The sequence below is a fragment of the Nisaea sp. genome (assembly GCF_040217065.1).
Taxonomy (GTDB): Bacteria; Pseudomonadota; Alphaproteobacteria; order Thalassobaculales; family Thalassobaculaceae; genus Nisaea.
Map to the genome: position 1 here is coordinate 694,922 of NZ_JAVJNX010000009.1, position 20,831 is coordinate 715,752.

The 20,831-nt window shown below is 62.6% G+C and carries 19 protein-coding genes; 6 read left to right on the forward strand and 13 right to left on the reverse strand.

Annotated features, from left to right (window positions below):
- Positions 1–9: 9 nt before the first annotated feature.
- The 5 genes from RH950_RS15625 to RH950_RS15645 form a co-directional block, all read right to left on the reverse strand.
- Positions 10–663 (reverse strand): hypothetical protein, encoded by a 654-nt coding sequence (locus RH950_RS15625; RefSeq protein WP_350058373.1) that lies wholly within the window; start codon positions 661–663, stop codon positions 10–12.
- Between the two features lie 98 nt (positions 664–761).
- Positions 762–2,453, reverse strand: coding sequence for a putative bifunctional diguanylate cyclase/phosphodiesterase (locus RH950_RS15630; RefSeq protein ID WP_350058375.1), 1,692 nt, complete (start codon positions 2,451–2,453; stop codon positions 762–764).
- 219 nt (positions 2,454–2,672) lie between these two features.
- Positions 2,673–3,383, reverse strand: coding sequence for an alpha/beta fold hydrolase (locus RH950_RS15635; protein WP_350058377.1), 711 nt, complete (start codon positions 3,381–3,383; stop codon positions 2,673–2,675).
- 202 nt (positions 3,384–3,585) lie between these two features.
- Complete coding sequence (locus tag RH950_RS15640) at positions 3,586–4,380, reverse strand: 2-keto-4-pentenoate hydratase (protein WP_350058379.1); 795 nt, start codon at positions 4,378–4,380, stop codon at positions 3,586–3,588.
- Positions 4,381–4,382: 2 nt separating this feature from the next.
- A complete protein-coding gene (locus RH950_RS15645; protein WP_350058381.1) occupies positions 4,383–5,618 on the reverse strand; it encodes a hydantoinase/carbamoylase family amidase in 1,236 nt (411 codons plus the stop codon).
- A gap of 140 nt (positions 5,619–5,758) precedes the next feature.
- Here RH950_RS15645 and fghA point away from each other — a divergent pair, with 140 nt between their 5' ends.
- Positions 5,759–6,625, forward strand: a complete 867-nt coding sequence (gene fghA / locus RH950_RS15650; RefSeq protein WP_350058383.1) for an S-formylglutathione hydrolase — start codon at positions 5,759–5,761, stop codon at positions 6,623–6,625.
- A 36-nt stretch (positions 6,626–6,661) separates the two neighbouring features.
- Complete coding sequence (locus tag RH950_RS15655; RefSeq protein WP_350058385.1) at positions 6,662–8,284, forward strand: Na/Pi cotransporter family protein; 1,623 nt, start codon at positions 6,662–6,664, stop codon at positions 8,282–8,284.
- 9 nt (positions 8,285–8,293) lie between these two features.
- On the opposite strand, the gene RH950_RS15660 is transcribed toward RH950_RS15655, so the two are convergent.
- On the reverse strand, positions 8,294–8,863 hold the full coding sequence (locus RH950_RS15660) for a class I SAM-dependent methyltransferase (protein ID WP_350058387.1): 570 nt from the start codon (positions 8,861–8,863) through the stop codon (positions 8,294–8,296).
- Between the two features lie 91 nt (positions 8,864–8,954).
- Here RH950_RS15660 and RH950_RS15665 point away from each other — a divergent pair, with 91 nt between their 5' ends.
- A complete protein-coding gene (locus RH950_RS15665) occupies positions 8,955–10,181 on the forward strand; it encodes an MFS transporter (RefSeq protein ID WP_350058389.1) in 1,227 nt (408 codons plus the stop codon).
- A gap of 7 nt (positions 10,182–10,188) precedes the next feature.
- Here RH950_RS15665 and RH950_RS15670 read toward each other — a convergent pair whose 3' ends face one another.
- Both RH950_RS15670 and RH950_RS15675 read right to left on the reverse strand, forming a co-directional pair.
- A complete protein-coding gene (locus RH950_RS15670; RefSeq protein WP_350058391.1) occupies positions 10,189–11,160 on the reverse strand; it encodes an alpha/beta hydrolase fold domain-containing protein in 972 nt (323 codons plus the stop codon).
- Positions 11,161–11,309: 149 nt separating this feature from the next.
- The gene (locus RH950_RS15675; RefSeq protein ID WP_350058393.1) at positions 11,310–12,860 is read right to left on the reverse strand and encodes an alkaline phosphatase family protein; all 1,551 of its coding nucleotides are present in this window, start codon (positions 12,858–12,860) and stop codon (positions 11,310–11,312) included.
- Between the two features lie 164 nt (positions 12,861–13,024).
- Here RH950_RS15675 and RH950_RS15680 point away from each other — a divergent pair, with 164 nt between their 5' ends.
- Complete coding sequence (locus RH950_RS15680; protein WP_350058395.1) at positions 13,025–14,131, forward strand: M14 family metallopeptidase; 1,107 nt, start codon at positions 13,025–13,027, stop codon at positions 14,129–14,131.
- 71 nt (positions 14,132–14,202) lie between these two features.
- On the opposite strand, the gene RH950_RS15685 is transcribed toward RH950_RS15680, so the two are convergent.
- The 5 genes from RH950_RS15685 to RH950_RS15705 form a co-directional block, all read right to left on the reverse strand.
- Positions 14,203–15,024: an OmpA family protein gene (locus RH950_RS15685; RefSeq protein ID WP_350058397.1), complete on the reverse strand. Its 822-nt coding sequence runs from the start codon at positions 15,022–15,024 to the stop codon at positions 14,203–14,205.
- Positions 15,025–15,249: 225 nt separating this feature from the next.
- A complete protein-coding gene (locus tag RH950_RS15690) occupies positions 15,250–16,512 on the reverse strand; it encodes an NAD(P)/FAD-dependent oxidoreductase (protein WP_350058399.1) in 1,263 nt (420 codons plus the stop codon).
- An 8-nt stretch (positions 16,513–16,520) separates the two neighbouring features.
- On the reverse strand, positions 16,521–17,471 hold the full coding sequence (locus tag RH950_RS15695; protein ID WP_350058401.1) for a 3-hydroxyacyl-CoA dehydrogenase NAD-binding domain-containing protein: 951 nt from the start codon (positions 17,469–17,471) through the stop codon (positions 16,521–16,523).
- A 67-nt stretch (positions 17,472–17,538) separates the two neighbouring features.
- Positions 17,539–18,759, reverse strand: coding sequence for an O-antigen ligase family protein (locus RH950_RS15700; protein ID WP_350058403.1), 1,221 nt, complete (start codon positions 18,757–18,759; stop codon positions 17,539–17,541).
- A gap of 7 nt (positions 18,760–18,766) precedes the next feature.
- Positions 18,767–19,183, reverse strand: coding sequence for a DUF6165 family protein (locus RH950_RS15705; protein ID WP_350058404.1), 417 nt, complete (start codon positions 19,181–19,183; stop codon positions 18,767–18,769).
- 115 nt (positions 19,184–19,298) lie between these two features.
- Here RH950_RS15705 and RH950_RS15710 point away from each other — a divergent pair, with 115 nt between their 5' ends.
- Positions 19,299–20,324 (forward strand): glycosyltransferase family 9 protein, encoded by a 1,026-nt coding sequence (locus RH950_RS15710; protein WP_350058406.1) that lies wholly within the window; start codon positions 19,299–19,301, stop codon positions 20,322–20,324.
- Between the two features lie 107 nt (positions 20,325–20,431).
- Complete coding sequence (locus tag RH950_RS15715) at positions 20,432–20,803, forward strand: hypothetical protein (protein WP_350058408.1); 372 nt, start codon at positions 20,432–20,434, stop codon at positions 20,801–20,803.
- Positions 20,804–20,831: the final 28 nt, after the last annotated feature.

The window sequence follows — 20,831 nt, forward strand, 5'->3', positions numbered from 1 at the left end:
CCTATCCTGTCATCGGCTCGAACGGGGCCGATGGCGGAGCTCGGTAAGCCCGATGGCAGACACGCTCTTGAGCGGCAAAAGATTACCGAGCCCCATCCGAAGCGTGTGCTCAATCCTTTCTTTTGAATATCGCACCACAGGATCGCTGATCGCCAGCGAGAGCGCTCCAGACAACGCCTCGGCAATCTGAGAGCGGTTTGCGAGAATGATATCGGCGATTTCGGTATCGCGAACAAAGATCAGCACCCGGCCCACACACTCAAACTTGTCGACAGCCGGGTCCCCAGTGTTTGGCGTCGCGACAATCTCGTCCGGGAATGGGATAGCCTGTGTGGAGTTCGCCACAGCCGCCATACGGAGTCGCAGCGCGTGAGCCAGAACGGACATGCAAGCAAAGACACCGGTCACACGCATGATCCCGGTATAATTCGCTCCGCCGACGAGCGGCGCTGAAAAAACCAACTCGAAAACGTAGTTCAACAACAACAGTCCGCCAGCCATCAACATACTGACGGAGGCAAGAATTGCGGTAGCCACCGTTGCCAGCCAAAGAAAGTACGAAAAATCAATACCTTCCGTTTTGGCACGCGGACTTGCGGAAACTGCCGTGGGTTTCCCCGTCCCGGGTTCAGCCCCCGGCTTTTGATTTCCGTCTTTAGACAACGCCACAACCTCGCAGCTGTCCGATAAGGGACGCTCGCCAGGATATCCGCTGGCTTCTCAGGTCCAAAAACAGCATCAAGGTGCGTGCCGGCGAGACATCAGACAAGCACTGCCATGTCCTGCTCGATCTGTTTGCCGTAAGACCGCATTTCCAGCAACCGGACCGCTACGGCTTCAGGAGCCAGAGGCTTATCGAACAGATAGCCCTGGGCCAAATCGCAACCATGATTTCGAATATCGGTGAATTGTTTCATTGTTTCAACGCCTTCTGCAACGCAGACAGCGCCCATGGCCTTCGTCATGGCAACGATGGCCTGCACGATCGCATTGCTGCCTTTGCTCGTCTCCATCGTCTGCACAAAGGAACGGTCAATCTTCACGACACTGATCGGCAAGTCGATGATATGCACCAGGGAAGAATAGCCCGTTCCGAAGTCATCGACCGCCGTAGGCACTCCCATTTCGCCAAGCTTGTCAAACAGCTGTTTCGCGGCCCGGAGATCAGCAACGATGCTGGTCTCGGTCAGTTCGCACTCCAGCGCGCCGGGCGGCAGATTCGCATCTCCAAGCAGATCCGTCAGAAACGGGATAAGCTTGTTCTCACGAACATCTTCCGCTTCGATATTGAAAGCCACGGGAACATTCTTAATCCCGGCCGACTGCCAATCCTTGATCTGCGCGACAAGCCGTTCGAGCACAATGAATGTCAGATCCGAAGCGATCCCGGCCTGTCGCGCAATCGGTAGAAATTCGTTGGGTCCGACAAGTCCCCGCTTCGGGTGGTTCCAGCGCAACAGGGCCTCAAGCCCGGCGATAGCTCCTGTTTTGCAGTCCACCTTCGGCTGGTAAGCCAGCCAAAATTCTTCCTTCCGCTCGAATATCGCGCGCCGGAGATCATGCTCAACGACCAGATGGCGGACGGCTTCGCGGTGAGTCTCGTCCTCGTAGATCTCGGCGCTGCCGATCGCTTTCTGCAAGGCCGCATTCAGGGCAAAACGGGCCTTCCGCACAATGTCCTCCGGATCAAGACCCGGATCCGTGATCCGGCTGATCCCGAAATGCGGGACGATACGGGCTGCGTTCTCGCTCGGCGAATAGCTGACCTCGACGCAGAGCCGCAGACTCTCGACCAAGCCGGTAAGATCGTCCGGCCCGCTCTCTGTTGAAACCATGACACCAAGCGTTGAATCATCAAGCAAGGCTATGTCAGAGACAGCCTTCAGCCGCCCCAAACGATCCCCGGCTTCCCGGACAATGCGGGACCTGGTGGCTTCGCCCAGCGTGCCGGCAAAAAATCCGAGTCGGCCGAGAGAGATAGCAATGACCATTGCCCTCCCATCGAGGCGGCAATCTCCGGCTTGCATGCGCTGCCCGATCCGGCTGCAGAACCCGAGCAGGTTCGGCAGTTTCGTGGCCGGATCATTGAATGCGGCCCACACGAGTTTCTCTTCCAGAGAGATTCTGCTGCGCCGGTCACGCAGAACCAGCAGACGGCATTTGCTGCCATTGCGGAATGTGACTGAAGAACGTCCTTCCAGGAGAAGCCCCGACCCGTCGCCTCGGCGCCCGGCAATCTCGACAACGTCGCCATCCCCGTCGGGAATCCGCGCGTCGAAATCGGGAAAGTAATTGGTGAACGGGCTGCCGATCACCTGCATGGCCGTCAGACAGAGAACTTCAACCGCTGATGTGTTCGCCGCGACCACAAGCCCACCGGCATCAATCAGAAACACGCTGTCATGCAGCGCGTCGAAGGCCTTGAACTGATCGGCTATATCGAGGTCATTCATCAATTGGTCCAGCGGTTTTTTCCAGCCCCGTCGAATGGCCGAAGTAAACGGCTCGTACCGCCGCCAACCATGTATTGGTAATTCTTAGGGCATAGGACCTAAGAAACAGTAAATGCGGCATGATTGCATCGAGAAGACATTTTGCCTGGCAGACCTTTTTCGGATTTGGCAGCCAGATCAAAGTCGGATCGGAACGTTGTATACTCGTGAGGAGGTTCATTATCGGTCGGCTTTTTCCAGCAAGGCAGTCAGCTCGTCTGGCATATCGACCATGATGTCATGTCCGCACGGCAAGGTACTCACCTCCCAGCCCGCGGCTCCGCTCAACTTCTCCACACAGGCATCGAACTGGGGTGCTTGATAGCCCCCCGCCCGGACGTAGTACCTGTCCGAGATGCCGTCCACAGCACCACTCAGCCGGACCGGTTGCGTGAAACAGGAAATCGGGAAGTTTGTGCACTTCGCATCGACCCAAGCCTGATCCGCCTCGTTTACACGAAAAGAGGCGGCCGGGGTCGGCGGCATCCACCAGTTTTCACCGACGGTGCGGATCTGCTCGAACGCCAGTTTGACCCGGTCGGGCGGTCGTAAGTCCATTGCGCTTTCCCCATCGGAAGGGACAAAGGCATCGACATAGACAAGCGACTTGATCCTGGATGCTTCCCGGTCCGCGGCGCCGGTGATCACCATGCCGCCATAGGAATGCCCGCACAGGATCACGGACTCCAGATCCTCCCAGACCAACAGGTTGGCGACATCGAGAATGTGGGTCTGGAGCCTGACCGACGGAGACAGCAGATGCGAGCGGTCGGCAAGTCCCGTCAGGGTCGGCGTGTAAACATCATGCCCAGCTGCACGCAGCCGATCCGCGACCCGCCGCCAGCACCAGCCACCGTGCCATGCTCCATGAACCAGTACGTAAGTCGCCATTACCAAGTCATCCTGAACGATCGTCCAACGGGTCTTACACAGCTTCAGCAGACGATGCCGAATGGTGACACCAGCCAGTGTGTAGGACAAGCGCCGTGAAGCGCCCGGTATGTTTCAGCAGGAAACGGGTCGGATTGCCCGGAATCGAAACTCTTTCCTGACTGCGCGAATCGCACATCCCGCGATCAACTCCGAGGAAGTGTCATACGAACTTGACTTCGACACGGCCAAGCTCTCCAAGGTCAGCGACACAGCGGGCCGGCGCGTCGAAATGCACCGTCTTGACGATGCTGCCAAGGAGTACGAACTCTCCGCCCCTGAGCGGCCGATCCTGACTGCAATGCAGGTTTGCGAGCCAGGCAAGCGCCTCGAACGGATGGCCCAGTATGTCGGCCCCGACACCCGTCCCGGCCTCGTCTCCGTCGATGTAAAGACTGCCCGCGACAGCAGCAAGATCAAGACCCTGCCAGTTCATCAGCGGACGGCCGAGAACGGCACCGGAATTGAAAAAGTTGTCGGCTACCAGCATCGGCACCGGCAATGAAGGATAGTCAACATACCGGTCGTCCACGAGTTCCACCGCCGGCAGTACCGCAGAGACATAACCGCCGACCGTCTCCCGCGTGAAAGGCTCGTCCTGCACCATGTCGTGGGACAGCAGGACGCCAATTTCCACCTCGATGCCGATCCGGTGATAGAGATCTATCTGAACATCGGCGCTTTCGTGGAACTCCATGGTGGCGAAAATCTCGCCGGCGCAGGGCTCGCTGATCTTCATGTAGTCCTGCATCACCTTGGTCGTGCAGCCGATCTTGTGACCGACCACCGGCCCGAAACCGGCCTGCGTCAGGTGGGCGTTCAAACGATGCTGCAGCTCATACCCTTCAGCGACGGTCTTCGGCATGAGCGGATCCGGCAATCGATCTGTCGGTCCGCCGCCGAGGCGCGACGCTGCGAGAATCTCGACGGCGCGGGCTGTGTCTTCGGCTGAGAGCATGGTTATTCCTTCTGGGCGGACGTGAGGATGGAAGCAGCTGCGTCGGCAAGCACCTGACAGCCGGCGACAATATCTTCCTCGTGACTGTCCTCGGCGAAATCGTGACTGATCCCTCCGATGGACGGGATGAACAGCATGGCGCAGGGAAGCGCCGCTGTCAGGACCATCGGATCGTGTCCGGCAGCGCTCGGCATGCGCCGCCACTTGCCGGGTGAGGTTTTCTCGGCCGCCGCAGCCAGATGATTCTGGAATCCCTCATCCATATCCGACGGCCGAACCGGCGTGCGGGAGCGTTCGGCGCTCGCCTTGATCCGCCCTTCCGCATTCACCTCGGCGACCAGCCCGGCGACGATTTCCTCGTATTTGTCAAGCAACGCATCCTCGCTGTCCCGGAACTGCAGTGTAAGTTCCGCATAACCGGGCACGATGGACGCCGCGCCCGGCTCGATGAGCACGCGGCCGAGCGTCCACACCGTTGTCGGTTTCGCATGTTTCGCAAATTCCTCGTGAATCCTGCCGGCCACCTGGAAAAGGGCGGTTGCCGCATCCTTGCGGCGCGCCATCGTGGTCGTTCCGGCATGGTTCTGCTCGCCCACGAATTTCAGCGTCATGCCGCGGATGCCAACGATACTTGTAACGACACCGATCTGTTCGCCGGCATCTTCCAGCCAGGCACCCTGCTCGATATGGGCCTCGAGGTAACCGACATAGCGGCCCTGTTCCATACGCAGGCGCGGCACATCGGTCAGCCCGGCATCCTTCAGCGCATCGGTCAGTTTCACTCCGTCCCGGTCGGTCGCGTTTGCTTCCACTTCAGGATCAAGCGTGCCGATCCAGGACCGGGAACCGAGGCAGCCATAGAACCGGCTTTCCTCGTCCTGCCAGGAAATCACGTCGACGGCGAGATCCGAGGTCTCCGGGTCTTCCGCCAGCGCGCGCGCCACTTCGAGGCCGTAAATCACTCCGAGCGCGCCATCAAGCCAGCCACCGCGCGGCTGGGTATCCGAATGGGAGCCGACGATCAGTGCCGGTCCGTTGTTCCTGGACCGTCCGAGCACGTTGGCGACACCGTCCAGCGTCGTATCGAGCCCCGCCTCCTCGAACCGCTGCTTCAGCCAGCGCCGTGCCTCAAGGTCCTTCTCGCTCAGGGCGGGCCTGACCACACCGGTCTCGACCGCGCCGATGGCGCGCAGGGTTTCCAGGTCGTTCAGCAAACGTTCGGCATTGATCTTAGGCATGGGTCCCTCTTGGTAAATCAGCGGGCATCCTAATGATCTAAGACGCCGGACATAACCCCGTTAACCCGAACGGGACCGTTCCGTGCACCGCCGCCTTGGTGTAGCCTCCCGCGCGAGCGACCGCAAAAGGATGAAGAGCAATGACTGTACCGGCCCTGACACCCGTCTCCGAAGCCAAGGCATTCGGCGGAAAACAGTTTGTCTATTCGCACAGCTCTGCGGAGACCGGGACCGAGATGCGGTTCTCGGTCTACCTCCCTCCGGCCGCCGGCACGGCAAGGGTTCCGGTGCTCTGGTTCCTGTCAGGCCTGACCTGCACCGAGGAGAATTTCACGGTAAAGGCCGGCGCCCAGCGCTACGCTTCCGAGTTGGGCATTGCCCTGGTCGCGCCCGACACCAGCCCGCGCGGCGACAATGTTCCGGACGATCCGGATGGCGCCTACGATTTCGGCCTTGGCGCCGGCTTCTATGTCGACGCGACCGAAGCGCCCTGGTCCGCCAATTACAGAATGCGCAGCTATATCGAACAGGAACTTCCGGCCCTGCTGCAGCAGGCGCTGCCGCTCGACATGACGCGGCAGGCCATCACGGGCCATTCCATGGGGGGTCACGGCGCCCTCACCATGGCCCTCAGAAATCCTGAGCGTTTCAGGAGCGTTTCGGCCTTCGCCCCGATATGCTCGCCAATCAACTGCCCGTGGGGCGACAAGGCGCTGACCGGCTATATCGGATCGAACAAGGCCGACTGGCGACAATATGACGCCTGCGCCCTGATCGAGGATGGCGCCCGGGTGCCCGATATCCTGGTTGACCAGGGACTGGCCGACAGGTTTCTGGATGGACAGCTCAAGCCGGAACTGCTGGAAGCGGCCTGCGAGAAAACCGATATCCGCCTGACCGTTCGGCGTCAGGAGGGCTACGATCACTCTTACTATTTCATCGCCAGTTTCATGGAAGATCACATGCGCTGGCACGCGGAGCGGTTCGGCCTGACAGCCGGCGCATAAAACCCGCTGAGCTGATCAGGGGGCATTTCTGAAACTATGATCGCAAATCTTGCTGTCGCCATTGGCGGGATCGGGCTGTTCCTGATCGGAATGCTGATTCTGACCGATGGCCTGAAGAGCCTGGTCGGGAACAGTCAGCGCCGGCTCATGGCGAAATGCACCAACAGCTCTGTGACCGGTGCGGCTACCGGTGCCTTCGTGACCGCGCTCATCCAGTCCTCCAGCGCGACGACAGTGACGGCCGTCGGCTTCGTCGGAGCCGGCCTCCTGACGTTCTCCCAGGCGCTTGGTATCGTATTCGGCGCCAATATCGGCACGACCCTGACCGGCTGGATGGTCGCCCTCATAGGCTTCAAGCTGGAGCTCGGGGCCGTCGCGCTCCCGGTTCTTCTCTTCGCGGTCCTGGTCAAGTTTTTTGGCAAGGGACGGCTCGCTCTCGCCGGATGGTCCCTGGCCGGGTTTTGCCTGATTTTCATCGGGCTCGACACGATGCAGGATGGAATGGAAGTGTTCAGGGGAGTCGTGACACCGGATGATTTTCCGGCCGACACCTTTTTCGGTCGCCTCCAGCTCGTCGCCATCGGCGTCGCCATCACGCTGGCGACCCAATCCTCCAGCGCCGGCGTTGCGACAGCGATGGTGGCGCTCGGCAGCGGGGCGATCAGCCTGCCCCAGGCAGCCGCCATGGTCATCGGCATGGACGTGGCCACCAGCTTTACCGCCGTGCTTGCCGCAATCGGCGGATCAGCTGCAATGCGCCAGACCGGCTTCGCACACTTGGTCTACAATGTGCTGACCGGATTTCTGGCATTCTGCCTGCTGACCCCCTTTGCCACCCTCGCCACACATTTCACAGATGCCGCCACGCCCGGCTCCGGACAGCTGGCTCTGGTCGCCTTTCACAGCACCTTCAATACGCTGGGTGTCCTTCTTGTGTTGCCGGTCACGGGTCTGTTCGCCCGCCTCATCCTGTGGCTGATCCCGGAAGACGGGGCCGATCTCGCGCGCCGACTGGACACAAGGTTGCTGCCCGATACCGGTGCCGCGACCGATGCCCTTGCAGGCACTTTGACCGAATCTGCGCTGACCCTTTTAGGACAACTCCGCCGATCAATAGAAGCGCCTCTCGGCGACAGAGCATCCGGCCTGGGACCAATTCAGGAAGCCCTGGTCAAATCCGAGCGTTACGCGGCCGACATACAGGCGCGGCTCGATCCCAGCGTGGATCTCGGGCGGTTTACCTCCGCGCTCCACACCCTCGATCATCTGCGCCGGCTGTATCACCGTGCGACCCAGTCACAACGGATCGCGACGATCGCTCGCGACCCTGCCCTCCGGGAGGTGAGTGCAAAATTTGTAACCCTGCTCGCCGATCTCTGCCGGAGCCAGGACCTGAACGCGGCGGAACGCGACTTCGATATCCTGCGGAAAGATTTGCGCGACGAACGCCACCGGATCCGGGAAGCCGCGACACTCAATGCCGCAGCCGGATTGCTGTCGGTGGATGACACGATCAATCGGCTGGACAGCATCCGGTGGCTTCACCGCAGCACGTATCACGTCTGGCGCATAGCCCATCACTTGGGCGATCTCACCGCGTTGAGGACACCGCATAAAGTCGCGGCGAGCGACGCCGCGCTTGAGGCGGAACTGGACTGACGGGCCCGGTCAGCCAGACACGCGATAGCGATAGATTTGCGCGTTCATGGATTCCGGAACAGTTTCTGCCCCGTCTGCCGTCCAGCCAGGCAGGGCGAACGTGCTGGTGATCACCAGTGCGCCCGGCCGCAGGTCACCGGTGAGTTTCCGTTCCAGGCCGCGCATCGGTGCAACCATCAGGTAGCAGAACACGAGATCCGCATCAGAGAGATCGCTTTTCAGGAAATCAGCCCGGCGGATTTCGAGGTTCGGACGGCGCTGGAACAGCCGCCGGATGTGACAGACCAGCCATGGCAACGGTGACAGCTCGATGGCCACCACCCGCGCCTGCGGATAGCGCGCCGCCAGCGCGAAAGCGATCCCGCCCCAGCCGCAGCCGAGCTCATAGATCGCTGCCGGGGAAAAACGGTCCGGAATCAGCCGGAACGCGGCCCGACGGGCCGACGGGTGCGACGGCATGGGGGGCACGCCGGTCCTTACTGTGTAATACAGAATTGAAAGCCCGCCGAGCAGCAGCACGGAAAACAGCAGGGCTTCCAGCGCGCCGTGGTCGAGCAACTCGCCAAGGAGATTGCTCAAGCTCGGCGTTTGCGTGCTAATTTGATCGCCCATCTCTCCGTACCCTTGCCTGCCCGATCAGGCGGCAGCCTGCCATTTGCCTGGAATATCCATGTCTCTTTCCGAACGCCTGACCGGGCTCCCGCTCCGGGAAAACATTCCGATCACACTCGTCGGCCTCGGCCATGGCGCCATCCACTGGACGGACGCGGTCTTCTACCTGCTGCTCCCGGCCCTGTCGACGACGCTCGGCCTCAGTTACACGGAAACCGGGGCGCTGGTCAGCATCTTCCATTTCAGTGCCTTCGGCGCGAATTTCTTCAGCGGACCGCTGGTCGACCTGACCGGACGCCGGGTGATGTTCCAGGTGCTGTCGGTCGCCGTCGGGGCGCTGGCTTTGATGGCGATCGGGCTTGCCGTTACGTTCCTCGCTCTTGCCGGACTTGTCGTCGTGCTCGGTGTCACCAGCAATCTCTGGCATCCGCCGGCGATCTCCTTTCTCTCGAACCGGTACCCGAAAAACCGGGGATACGCGCTTTCGATCCATGGTCTCGGCGCCAGCGCCGGAGACACGCTTGCCCCGCTCACCGCAGGCGCCCTGATCGCCGCCTTCGGCTGGCAGGCAGCCGCGGAGATATCCGCCCTGCCCGCGCTTGCTGTTGCCGTTGTCCTGGCCGTCGGACTGATGCGCTACGAAACCCGGAAAGCCGAAGGGACGGCAGCACGCGGCGTCGGCGTGACCGAATATCTGGCCGGTATCCGCACGGTGATCGCCAACCGCGCCATTCTCGGTCTGTGCGTGATGAGCGGCTTTCGCTCCATGACCCAGGGCGGCCTGCTCGCCTTCCTGCCGCTCTATCTCGCCGATGTCATGCATTCCGGGCCGGTGATGATCGGCATCGCCATGGCGGCGATGCAGGTCGGCGGTGTTGTCGCCACGCCGGCCGCCGGGATCTGGTCGGACCGGGTCGGCCGGCGCACCGTCGTGCTCGCCGGTCTCAGCGCCTCCACCGTGCTGATCACCAGCCTGACCTTCCTCGGCAGCGAGGCGGCCTTCGTCGCCGGCATATCCCTGCTCGGTTTCGTGCTCTATGCGGTGCGGCCCGTCGTGCATAGCTGGATGATGGACCTCACGCCGGACCACCTGGGCGGTTCGGCAACCAGCCTGATGTTCGGCACCCAGAGCGGCTTTTCCATCGTCATGCCGATCATCGGCGGCATGCTGGCAGACCAGTTCGGCCTTGCCTCGGTCTTCTACATGCTGGCCGGCACCATCCTGATGACCAATATCCTGACCCTGCGCCTGCCGGACGAACGGCCGGCCACCTCAGTAGAGTGAGAGCCCGTCAGCCGAGTGAAAGATTGCGCCGGACCGCGCTGGCGGCATCGCCGATCAACTCGTGCGCCTGATCGACCATCCGGGTCAGGTTGATGAAAGCGTGGCAGACCCCGGGATAGAGCTTGAACTCGACGGGCACGCCGGCCGCCTCCATCCGCTCCCGCATCAGGATCGAATCATCCCGCAGCGGATCGAGCCCGGCCGGGTAGAGCTGCGTCGGCGGCAATCCCGCGAGATCGGCCTTCATCGGGCAGGCCAGCGGGTCGGCCGCATCCGCGTCGTCGCGCAGGTAATGATTCCAGTACCAGCGCATGGATGCAGTGGAAAGACCGAAGGAGCCGTCGCCGAACAGCGTATGGGAGTCTCCCTCCAGATCCCGCTCGAAGCAGCCGTAGAACAGGGTCAGGGAGCGGATCGGACTGTCGCCCTTGTCGCGCAGCGCCAAAGCAGAGCCCAACGCCAGATTGGCGCCGGCGCTGTCGCCGCCGACAGCGATCTTTTCCACATCCAGGCCCCAGTCGCCACCATGCTCGCGGACATGCTCGATCGCCGCGACACAGTCTTGCAGCGGTTCCGGGAACTTGTGCTCCGGCGCCAGGCGGTAATCGACCGCGACAACGGCGCAGCCGCTTTCCAGCGCGAGGCAGCGCATCGCCCGGTGATGGGTCTCCAGCGAGCCGACCACCCAGCCGCCGCCATGAAAATAGACAAGCACCGGCGCCGGTCGCGGCACGTCCGGATAGAGCAGGCGCACCCGGATCGGGCCGTTCGGGCCGTCGATATGTTCTTCCCGGACATCCGCCATCTCCGGAAGATCCTGGTTCCACCAGGACCGCTCCGCTTCCATCCGGACACGGGACTCCGGCGGGCTCGGGTCGGCGGGGAGCGGCGGAAGCCCTTCCTCTTCGACGATCTTCAGCATCCGCTCCATGGCTTTCGCCATCTGCGGGTCGATCGAATAGTCAGCCGCTTCGCTCATAGCATCCCCCGAATGCGCGCCCTGTTTTCAGTACCCTAGCAGCGCTTTGCGCGCACCACCAAGATGCGGCACGGAACCGGATCAGTGGTAATCCGAGAAGGATCACGCGCACCGTTCAGAAGCGTTCGGCAAGGCACCACCCGGCGCGTTCAGAAACGCTCGGCGAAGCTCCGTTCCACCGGGCCATTGGCTGTGACCTCGATCCCGCTCAGGGTGCGCTCGCTCATCGCCTGACGCCAGGACAGCATGCCGCGCGCCGCTGCCAGCTCCTGGGCCGCATAGTCCGGGTTACCGGAAAGGTTCACAAGTTCATGCGGGTCATTCTCCAGATCGAACAGCAGCGGCGGCAATCCGGCAAAATGCACATATTTGAACCGCTCCTCCCGGCGTACCGCGAGCTGGCATTGATCGAGCCGAAGACCAAGTTCCTTCTCCGGCACGCCGCCTGTGACATCCCGGAAATCGAACTCCCAATGGGCCGCATCGCGCCAATTGTGTGGCTGCTCGCCGGTCAGGAAGGGCAGCAGGGACCGGCCGTCATATTGCAGCGGCGTCGGTATGCCGGACCAGTCCGCCAGGGTCGGCGCAATATCGATGGATTCGGTGAACCGGTCGACCCTGATGCCGCGTGGGCGCCCTGCCCCGGGCATGCGGACGATCAGGGGAATGTGATAGCTCTGCTCGAAATAGCCGAGCTTGCCGAACAGATGATGGTCGCCCAGCATTTCCGCATGATCGCTGGTCAGCACGATCAGCGTGTCCTCATAGGCGCCGGCCCGCTTCAGCCCGTCGACCAGGCGGCCAAGCTGCGCGTCCACTTCGGCCACCATGGCAAAGTAGACAGCACGCACCGCCCGGACCTCCTCGTCGCTCCAGTCCGTCACCGGCCGGTCACCGCCGCCCGGCACAAAGGATTTTCCGGTCACCCTCTCCAGCATGAACCGCAGGAACGGATGCTGTGCCCCTTCCGCCTCGACCGACGCCGCCCGGTTCGGCTCCGGCACCAGCGCATCCTCGATCATGGAATTATACGGCTCCGGCACAGAAAACGGCGGGTGCGGCCGGATGAAGGAGAGATGGGCGAACCAGGGCTTGTCCGCCTCCTGCTGCCCCAGATAATCGAGGAACCGTTCGGTGATGTAGCCGGTTTCCGTATGCTCTGACGAGAATTCCGGAGTCAGGTCGGCCCGGCTGAAAGGGCCATCCTGCGGCACCGCGCCATACACTCCCGTGAGACCGCCGGACGCATCCTCGCCCTTGCCCTCCAGCCAGTCCAGCCAGTCCAGCGCGTGCTCGTCATACTTCGTGTGCCGCTCGAACCCCGGCAGGACTTCTTCATAGGTCGTGAGACGCGGGTCTTTCGGGTGCCGGGTCCGCGGGTCGAGGGTCTGGTCCGTATATCCCAGCAGGACCGGGCCATAACCGGCCCGTCGGCCTTCCTGCGCGATATTGGTGAAACGGGCATCCAGCGGCGTGCCGTTGCGGCAGACCCGGTGGTTCATCTGGTACAGCCCGGTATAGAGCGAGGCACGGGCCGGCGAACAGGGTGCGGTCTGGCAATAATGCCGCTCGAACAGCACGCCGTCGGCAGCCAGCGCATCGATATGCGGCGTCCGAACTGCCGGATGGCCGAGGATCGAGAGGCAGTCTCCGCGCCATTGATCGGCAGTGATAAGCAGGATGTTCCCGGGTAACGCCATAACGCCTCGCACTCACACAGCACTGATACAAAGGCGGCAACGCTGCCAACTTGTCCCGATCAGCTCAACAGATATTTCCGTTACGGCAATGGCGCCGGCGCCCGGCTCTTTGCTAATCTCCGCTCCGTCACGGCATTCCACCCCTTCCCCATGGACTGGACCAGATGAGCATCCTCGAATTCATCGATCACGCATTTTCCGCAGATTACCGTCAGGCGCGCGAGCGTTTCCTCGCTGCGGCAGAGCGCGAAGGCGCGGCGGTTACGACATACGAGAACCCGAACAAGGGCCCCTATGGCGAAACCCTGGCCTGTGACGCTGCCTGGGTCGGGCCGAAGGATGCGAAAAAGGTTCTGGTGACGATCTCCTCCACCCATGGTGTGGAAGGCTTTTGCGGCTCGGGCGCCCAGATCGACTGGTTCCTGTCCGGCGCCCGGCAGGGGCTCGACGCTGACATGGCGGCACTGCACATCCACGCGCTGAATCCGCACGGCTTCGCCTGGCTGCGCCGGGTCACCGAGGAAGGCTGCGACCTGAACCGGAACTATATCGACTTCACCAAGCCCATTCCGGAAAACCCGGGCCATGACGCGTTGGTCGATGCCCTCGTCCCGCCATCCCTCGACGACGCCACCATGGCAAAGGCAAAAGAAAAGATCGCCAAATACCGTACCGAGCATGGCGAAAAGGCTTTCCAGACAGCCCGCAAGGCCGGCCAGTACAAGCATGCGCACAGCATGTTCTTCGGCGGCTTCGGACCCTCATGGGCGCGGCAGACGCTGGAGAAAATCATTCGTGACTTCACATTGGCGGACCGATCCCTGGTCAGCGTCATAGATTACCACACCGGCCTTGGCCCCTATGGCTATGGCGAGCCGATCTGCGCGCATCTGCCGGGCAGTACGGGCATGAAGCGGGTTGTCGAAATGTACGGGGATTCCGTCGGTGTGCCGGAACTCGGCACCTCTTCCTCCATCCCGCTGCACGGCACCTCGCGCGAGCTGTGGAATGCGGAGCTTGGCGACACCTACACCTATGTCGCCCTGGAATACGGCACCTTTCCGACGGACCGCGGTTTGCTTGTGCTGCGCGAGGATCACTGGCTGCACAATCAGGGGGATGTCGACTGGTCTGCACCGGAAACCAGGCGCATCAAGCAGCAGATTCGGGATCACTATTCCCCGGACAAGGCCGACTGGAAGGAAATGGTGCTGTGGCGCTCCCGCCAGATCATCCGGCAGACCGTGGATGGGCTGGCCAAATTCGGGTAACGGGCCACTTAATACCGGACAAAAAATAAGGCCGCCCGAGGGCGGCCTTATTGATACCTGTTGTTCGAGAATTAACGGATGATTTCAATCTTCACCCGGCGGTTTTCCGGCTCTTTGACGCCGTCCTCGGTCTTCTTCTTGTTGTTCTTCTCGCCATAGACCTTGATCTGTGTCGCGCCGGCGATCTTCTTGCGTGACCGGATGTCGAGCGCGCCGAGAACGGCTTTCGCCCGGCGGTCCGCCAGCTTCATGTTGTAGGCCTCGGAACCGGCCCGGTCAGTGTAACCGGACAGGATGATGGTGCTTGCCTTCATCTCGTCGACAGCCATGCCGGCTTCGGCAATGATCTCCGCAGCTTTCTTGGAGATGCCGTCGGAGTCGAAGTCGAAATTGACAGTATAGGTCGCTGCCATCCGCTGCGGCGCCTTCGCGGCCGGGGCCGGGGCAGGAGCCGGAGCTGCAGTAGCCGGTGCCGGGGCAAGGGCACTGCGAACAGCTGTCATCGATGCCATGTAATCAGCGCGGCATTTGGCAATATCGTCAGGCTGGAAGTTTTCTTCCTGCTCCTGCATCCAGCATTCGAATGCGGCCTGGGCCTGCGCGGCGTTGACCGGAGCTTTCTCGGTCGCCGTGGCAGTCAGAGCCTCGACCAGCTCACGGCGGGCCGTTGCAAGTTCACCCTTGTTGGCTGCGGGCAGACGGCGCGCGCCCAGCTCTTCCGGAGTCGTCGGCTTGTTACCGGCAGCAGAAATTGCCCGTCGCGCGAACACGTCGGAATCTGCGTAATCGCCTTCAAGGAACTCAAGCTCGGACAGAGCCATATATTCCTTGTAAAGCGACGTACTGAACGTGCTCCCGTCAGGTGAGACCTTGCGTGCATTATCGAGCTGCATACCGGCACAGCCAGACAGAAGCACCGCCCCAAATACGGCGACTGAGAGTTTCAGATTTGGGCGTAGAAAGCGTTTCATGCTTCTCCCTTTCATCAACGATCTATCGGATCTACCGAAGATACTTTTTTAAGAGTCATAGTCCAACCCGGGGAGTGAGCAATGGTTTTCTCACGTTCGGGCGTTAAACGGCGGAAATTTCAAAAAGCCGTAAAGTTGTAGACCTTTCTAAACGGAAAGCGAGAAACGGTCTGCACTAAATGCAGCTATTCCCGTTTCCGGCACCCGCCCGGAGACGAGATCCGCCAGCATAACCCCCGTTTGCGCAGCCAGGGTGAGTCCGATATGACCATGCCCGAACCCGAGAAAAACATTGGATAATCCAGGCGCCGGGCCAATCACAGGTTTGCTGTCAGGCGTCGAGGGACGATATCCCAGCCATTCACGGGTCACGGTGTCCGAGAGCCCCGGCAGCGCCTTCTGTGCCAGCGGCAACATGCGCCTGATCCGCCTGAAGTCCGCCGGTGCATCCAGGCCCGCGAACTCGACACCGCTGGTCAGGCGGATACCGTCCTGCATCGGCGCCAGCACAAAACTGTGATCCCCGACCACCACGGGCCGGGTGAGCCTGGGTCCGCCCTCGGCGACAATATTCAGATGATAGCCGCGCTCCGTGTCCAGCGGCACAGAGAAGCCGAGCATCTTGCAGATCCGGCCGGACCAGGCGCCGGCACAGACCACGACTTCGTCCGCTTCGTACATGCCGAGATCCGTGACGACCTGGCGGACCCTACTGCCGTCGAACTCGAACCTCGTCACCTTCTCGGCCAGGAACCGCCCGCCCAGCCCGGTGAAAGCCTTGGCATAGGCTTCTGTCAGCTTGACCGGGCTGGTGACGAAATGGTTGTCGGGCTGGAAGGCGCCATGGGTGAAATGCGGCGCCAGCGCCGGCTCCAGCTGGCGCAGCTCGTCCTGGTTCAGGATCTGCACATTGGCGCCATGCCGCTCGATCGTCTCCCGCTCCTCGCGGGTGCCGGCGAATGATTTCTCCCCGCTATAGACCTTGAGCCAGCCGAGCGGCTTGACGATGCCCTCGATCCGGTGCGCCTTCATCAGCGCCAGATGCGCGGCACCGGCGGTCGGCACGATGGTTGCCAGCTCACTGGCGATCTGCGCCACGCGGGACGGCCGGCTGGCCGCAAAGAACCGGACGAACCAGGGCAGCATCCGCGGCAGGTAGGACCAGCGGACGGACACAGCCGAAGTTGGATCCAGCAGCATTTTCGGCACCTGCTTCAGATTGCCCGGCGATCCGGTCGGGTACATCCCGCCGATGGCGATCGATCCGGCATTGCCGAACGAAGTGGCGGTTCCGGGCGCTTTCGGATCCAGCACCGTGACCTGGTGCCCCTCCATCTGCAGGCAAAGCGCGGTGGCGACGCCGACAATGCCGGCGCCGACGACGATCACGGATTTCCCGGAACCGGTCATTTGAACGCCTAACCCTTCGCCTGCAGCATTTTCAACAGGCCGATCAGCTTGTCGTCCCGTTCGGCCTCGAGCTGGTCGATGGACCGGCCGGCCGCTTCCGCATCCACGCCGTCTATCAGCTTCTGACGGAGACCGGCATCCAGTTTCGGGGTCTCCTGCATGGTCTCCCACCAGGCTTCCATGGCCGGGCCGATATGGTCGTAGAAATGCGCCATGCCGCCCTTCCCTCCGGCCAGCCCGAAGATCATGTGCGGGCCCATCAGGGCGAGCCGCAGACCCGGCCCTTGCGACATCGCCGCGTCGATATCCTCGATGGAGGCGACATCCTCCTTCACCGCCATCACCGCTTCGCGCCAGAGCGCCGCCTGCAGCCGGTTCGCCAGATGGCCCTTCAGCTCTTTCTTCAGCCGGATCGGGTGTTTGCCGACATGCCGGTAGAAATCCATCGCCCAGTCCGCCGCCGCCGGGTCGGTGTCCTTGCCGGCGACAACCTCGACCAGCGGGATCAGGTGCGGCGGATTGAAGGGATGCCCGATGACGAACCGGGCGGCATTGCCCAGCCCCTTCTGCATGTCGCTCATCACCAGGCCGGAGGTGCTGGAGGCAAAGATCGTCTGCGGCGAGATCACCGCATCGATCTTGGCATAGAGAGCCTGCTTGATATCGAGCCGTTCCGGCACGCTCTCCTGAATGAAATCGCAACCCGCGACCGCCTCTTCCGGTGTCGCCACGAAGCTGAGCCGGGCCCGGTCCGCACCGGCTGAGAGGCCGAGTTCGGTCAGCTGCGGCCAGGCATTGTCGACAAAGGCCCGCAGCTTCGCTTCCGCATCCGGTCCCGGATCCCAGGCGACAACGTCATAGCCCCGGGAGAGAAAGAAGGCGGACCAGCTGGCGCCGATCGTGCCGCCTCCGAGAATGCCGATTTTGCGGACCGTTTCGACCGCCGGATAGTGAGCCACACCGGGCCTCCCAGATCTTGTTGTTCTTGAGACAACTAAACACCAGGCAGGGGCGCCGGGAAAGAGATCAGTCGGAAGGGCTTTCGTCGCGGCAGAGCACGCCGAAGGCGAGGATGGTGAGGCCGATGATGCCGAGCCAGGTCTCCTGCCAGAGCCCGTAGGAGACGGCGGCGATCACCAGCCCGCAACAGAGTGCCGCAATTGCGGCGGCCCGGCCCGGGCGCGGCAGCGGACCCGACGCCGCGACCAGCCGCCAGAGCAGGACAAGCGCAGCCAGGATGCCGCCGATGCCAAGTTCCAGCCAGATCTGCAGTGCCGCGTTGTGGGGATGAATCGTACCGTGCTTGAAGAAACTGAACCCGGCCGTGACTGCCTCCGGCACCGCCAGACGGCGCGTCGCCCCGAGCCCGTGGCCGATCAGCGGCTGCTCGAACACGGCAAGCGAGACGCTGTGCCAGATTTCCAGCCGGTCCGCGAATGAGGGCGGGAAGACCATCACGTAATCCGGTATCCAGACCAGCAGATTGCCCAGCAGCCAGGGCGCCGCCAGCATCAGCGGCACGGCGCACAGCAGCACCAGGCGGGAGGCGATGCGGCCGCTCAGGAGCGCCAGCGGCAGCATGAACACGGCGATCATCGCCGCCAGCGCCGCCGAGGCGGACTCGCCGATGGAGGACGCCGCCAGACCGACCAGAACCAGAACCAGCGCCGCCGGCCGGCGCCCGGAGAGCCAGAGCCCCGCCGCGGCCGGCCAGCTCAGCAGGACCAGCGCGGTGCTGCCCCGGTTGAAACGGGACGGTGCCACGGGATTGTCCCAGCCCTTGCCGGAAAAGAACCGGTAGAGCGGCGCATCGAAACTCAGCTCGATGGCGAAGATGACGGCGCCGAGCACAATTCCGGTGGCGAGGCAGAGCACCAGCGGCCGGGTCGGGAGCCCTGCCCGGATGTCCGGCGCGGCCGAGACGCAGACCAGCAGCAGAGTGAGCATCGCCAGCTTCTTCAGCATGTCGGCGAGATGCAGGCCGTGGCCGCCACCCCAGGCGCCGAGCAGCGACAGGGCAAGGATGGCGGCATAGGCGATCAGGACCGGCTTTTCCGGCCAGGCGATCCGGCGGCGCTCCAGCCAGACGGCGCCGAGCAGCAGGATGGCGAGCGCGATGAACAGCGTCGCCATGGCCTGCTTGGCCAGCACGCCGACGGGCACGAACAATAGCAATACAATGGCAAGCAGCCAGAACCGGAACCGGACGAACCGGGGATCGGGCACAGCGGCACCGGCGGGTGTCATGCGGGTCTCACCGGCCGGCGGTCTCCGGCGCCATATACTCCTTGTAGGATTTCTCCTCGACCAGGGCGGAGCCGAGCAGGAGATTGATCTCCTTCTTGATCGCCGCCCGCTGGTCGTTGACGCGGTAGACGCTGCGCGCCAGTTCGATGAATGTCGGCCCGAAATCGCCGCCCCGCTCGCAGTCGCGGATATCGTCCTCGATCACCCAGAGCGTCTCGTTCACCGCTTTCAGCCGGCCATAGGCGTCGGCGAGCTCCGGGCTTTCCGGGATCTTCTCGGCCCGCACCGCCTGCAGCAGCCTGAATTCGAGATCGACATTGGCCCGCTTCGCCGCGTCCTCGATCCGCTCCAGCTTGATTTCCAGGATGGTGATCTTGTCCAGCATCTCGCCGGGGGCAACGGGGACAAGGATGGTATCGCTCATCGGGGTTCTTCCAGATGTCTGAGTGACCGGTTGGCTAGCACGTGTGGTTTTGGATGCAAAGATCCGTAATAGTGCGTCTGCCCGACAGAGTGAACCCTACAGCGAAAAGACGCCCATGCCCGTCGCATCCAGCCTGCCCGAGACGATCCTGGTCTATTCCTGCGGCGAGACCATCGGCGACGGCCTGTTCAAGCTGCCCTTCCTGAAGGATCTGCGCCAGCGTTTCCCGGAGGCGCGCATCACCTGGCTGGCCGGGCTCGGCCCGTCCATGTATGCCGGCCCGCTGGCCCCGCTGGTCGCCCCGCTGCTCGACGAGGTGATCCAGCAGGCGGATATCGGCGACAATATGCGCCACGTCCTGCCCTGGGGGCCGCGCCCGCTCGACGGCCGGCATTTCGACCTGGTGATCGACACCCAGATCACCTTGCGCCGCACCCTCTCCGTCCGCCGGATAAAGCACAGCCGCTTCATCAGCGCCTGCGCCGGCTACTGGCTCTCGGACAACCGTCCGACAGCCGCGCAGAGGCCCGGCCGCCACCTGCTGAAGACCCTCACCCTGCTGCTCGACCTCGCCGCCCCTGACCGGATGGCCCATGCCCATAAAGGCCCGGTCGACGCGGTCGCCCCGGAATACAGGGCACTCGCCGCCACATTGCTGCCGGACGGCCCGGCCTATATCGGTATCTGCCCCGGCGCGGGGGACAAGGTGAAGGTCTGGCCCGAAGCGAACTTCCTCGCTGTGGCACAGGAACAGGTGAAACGGGGCCGGACACCCGTTTTCTTCGCCGGGCCGGAAGAAGCGGCCAGGGTACCGGAATGGCGCGCGGCGGTGCCGGAAGCCCTGTTCCCGGAATGGGACCGGACGGACGATCAACCCCACCTGAAAGGCCCGGTCCTCGCCATGGCGCTCGCCGGCCGCCTGCACGCCGCCCTCGCCAATGACAGCGGCACCGGCCACATGATGGCCACCGGCGGCGCCCCGCTGGTTTCCCTCTTCAGCAAGCACAACCCGGCGAAATACGCGCCGAGCGCCGTGCGGCTGACGATCGTGGATGCGAAGGAGTATGGCGGGAAGGATCCGGAGTTGATCCCGGTGGGGGATGTGATGAAGGCGGTTGAGGAGATGGCCAGCCCTCAATAGGAACGAATTGATTCTCGAGTCTCTTCCGTTCCCGAATTTTCCGGCACTCAATAAATGGGTTTCTGCGTAAGATTGATTATCCGGCAGGCAAGAGAGTGTGGAGCGCAATGCCCATCGAGACACTGGTCGAGGGAGAGGATCTGGTCGTTTTCCGTGTCGACGGGGGCGTCACAGCCGATCAGGCTGTCGACGCGATCCGGTATCATTACGCACGGATACCGACAAAGTTCTGCATCTGGGATTTGAACCAAGCAAGCCTCTCCGAGATTTCTCATGACAGTTTCCAGATGATCATCGGCGCGGTTGCTGAATTCGCCGATGCGCGAGGCTCCGGCGCCCGGACGGCACTGGTGGTCGATGGCGACATGAACGCCGTTCTGGCCAAGGCGCTGGCCGCACAGGTTCAGGCCAACAAACTCGGTATCGAGACCAGGGTCTTTCGAGACCTGCAGACGGCGAGAGTCTGGCTTCGACAGTAAACGCACACGCTCTCAGGATGTCAGGTTG

What these genes read in the sequence shown, in the direction of transcription:
- RH950_RS15630 (WP_350058375.1), bottom strand. Translation starts at nt 2,453, where the DNA reads ATGAATGACCTCGATATAGCCGATCAGTTCAAGGCCTTCGACGCGCTG.
- RH950_RS15635 (WP_350058377.1), bottom strand. Translation starts at nt 3,383, where the DNA reads ATGGCGACTTACGTACTGGTTCATGGAGCATGGCACGGTGGCTGGTGC.
- RH950_RS15640 (WP_350058379.1), bottom strand. Translation starts at nt 4,380, where the DNA reads ATGCTCTCAGCCGAAGACACAGCCCGCGCCGTCGAGATTCTCGCAGCG.
- RH950_RS15645 (WP_350058381.1), bottom strand. Translation starts at nt 5,618, where the DNA reads ATGCCTAAGATCAATGCCGAACGTTTGCTGAACGACCTGGAAACCCTG.
- fghA (WP_350058383.1), top strand. Translation starts at nt 5,759, where the DNA reads ATGACTGTACCGGCCCTGACACCCGTCTCCGAAGCCAAGGCATTCGGC.
- RH950_RS15655 (WP_350058385.1), top strand. Translation starts at nt 6,662, where the DNA reads ATGATCGCAAATCTTGCTGTCGCCATTGGCGGGATCGGGCTGTTCCTG.
- RH950_RS15665 (WP_350058389.1), top strand. Translation starts at nt 8,955, where the DNA reads ATGTCTCTTTCCGAACGCCTGACCGGGCTCCCGCTCCGGGAAAACATT.
- RH950_RS15670 (WP_350058391.1), bottom strand. Translation starts at nt 11,160, where the DNA reads ATGAGCGAAGCGGCTGACTATTCGATCGACCCGCAGATGGCGAAAGCC.
- RH950_RS15675 (WP_350058393.1), bottom strand. Translation starts at nt 12,860, where the DNA reads ATGGCGTTACCCGGGAACATCCTGCTTATCACTGCCGATCAATGGCGC.
- RH950_RS15680 (WP_350058395.1), top strand. Translation starts at nt 13,025, where the DNA reads ATGAGCATCCTCGAATTCATCGATCACGCATTTTCCGCAGATTACCGT.
- RH950_RS15685 (WP_350058397.1), bottom strand. Translation starts at nt 15,024, where the DNA reads ATGCAGCTCGATAATGCACGCAAGGTCTCACCTGACGGGAGCACGTTC.
- RH950_RS15690 (WP_350058399.1), bottom strand. Translation starts at nt 16,512, where the DNA reads ATGACCGGTTCCGGGAAATCCGTGATCGTCGTCGGCGCCGGCATTGTC.
- RH950_RS15700 (WP_350058403.1), bottom strand. Translation starts at nt 18,759, where the DNA reads ATGACACCCGCCGGTGCCGCTGTGCCCGATCCCCGGTTCGTCCGGTTC.
- RH950_RS15705 (WP_350058404.1), bottom strand. Translation starts at nt 19,183, where the DNA reads ATGAGCGATACCATCCTTGTCCCCGTTGCCCCCGGCGAGATGCTGGAC.
- RH950_RS15710 (WP_350058406.1), top strand. Translation starts at nt 19,299, where the DNA reads ATGCCCGTCGCATCCAGCCTGCCCGAGACGATCCTGGTCTATTCCTGC.
- RH950_RS15715 (WP_350058408.1), top strand. Translation starts at nt 20,432, where the DNA reads ATGCCCATCGAGACACTGGTCGAGGGAGAGGATCTGGTCGTTTTCCGT.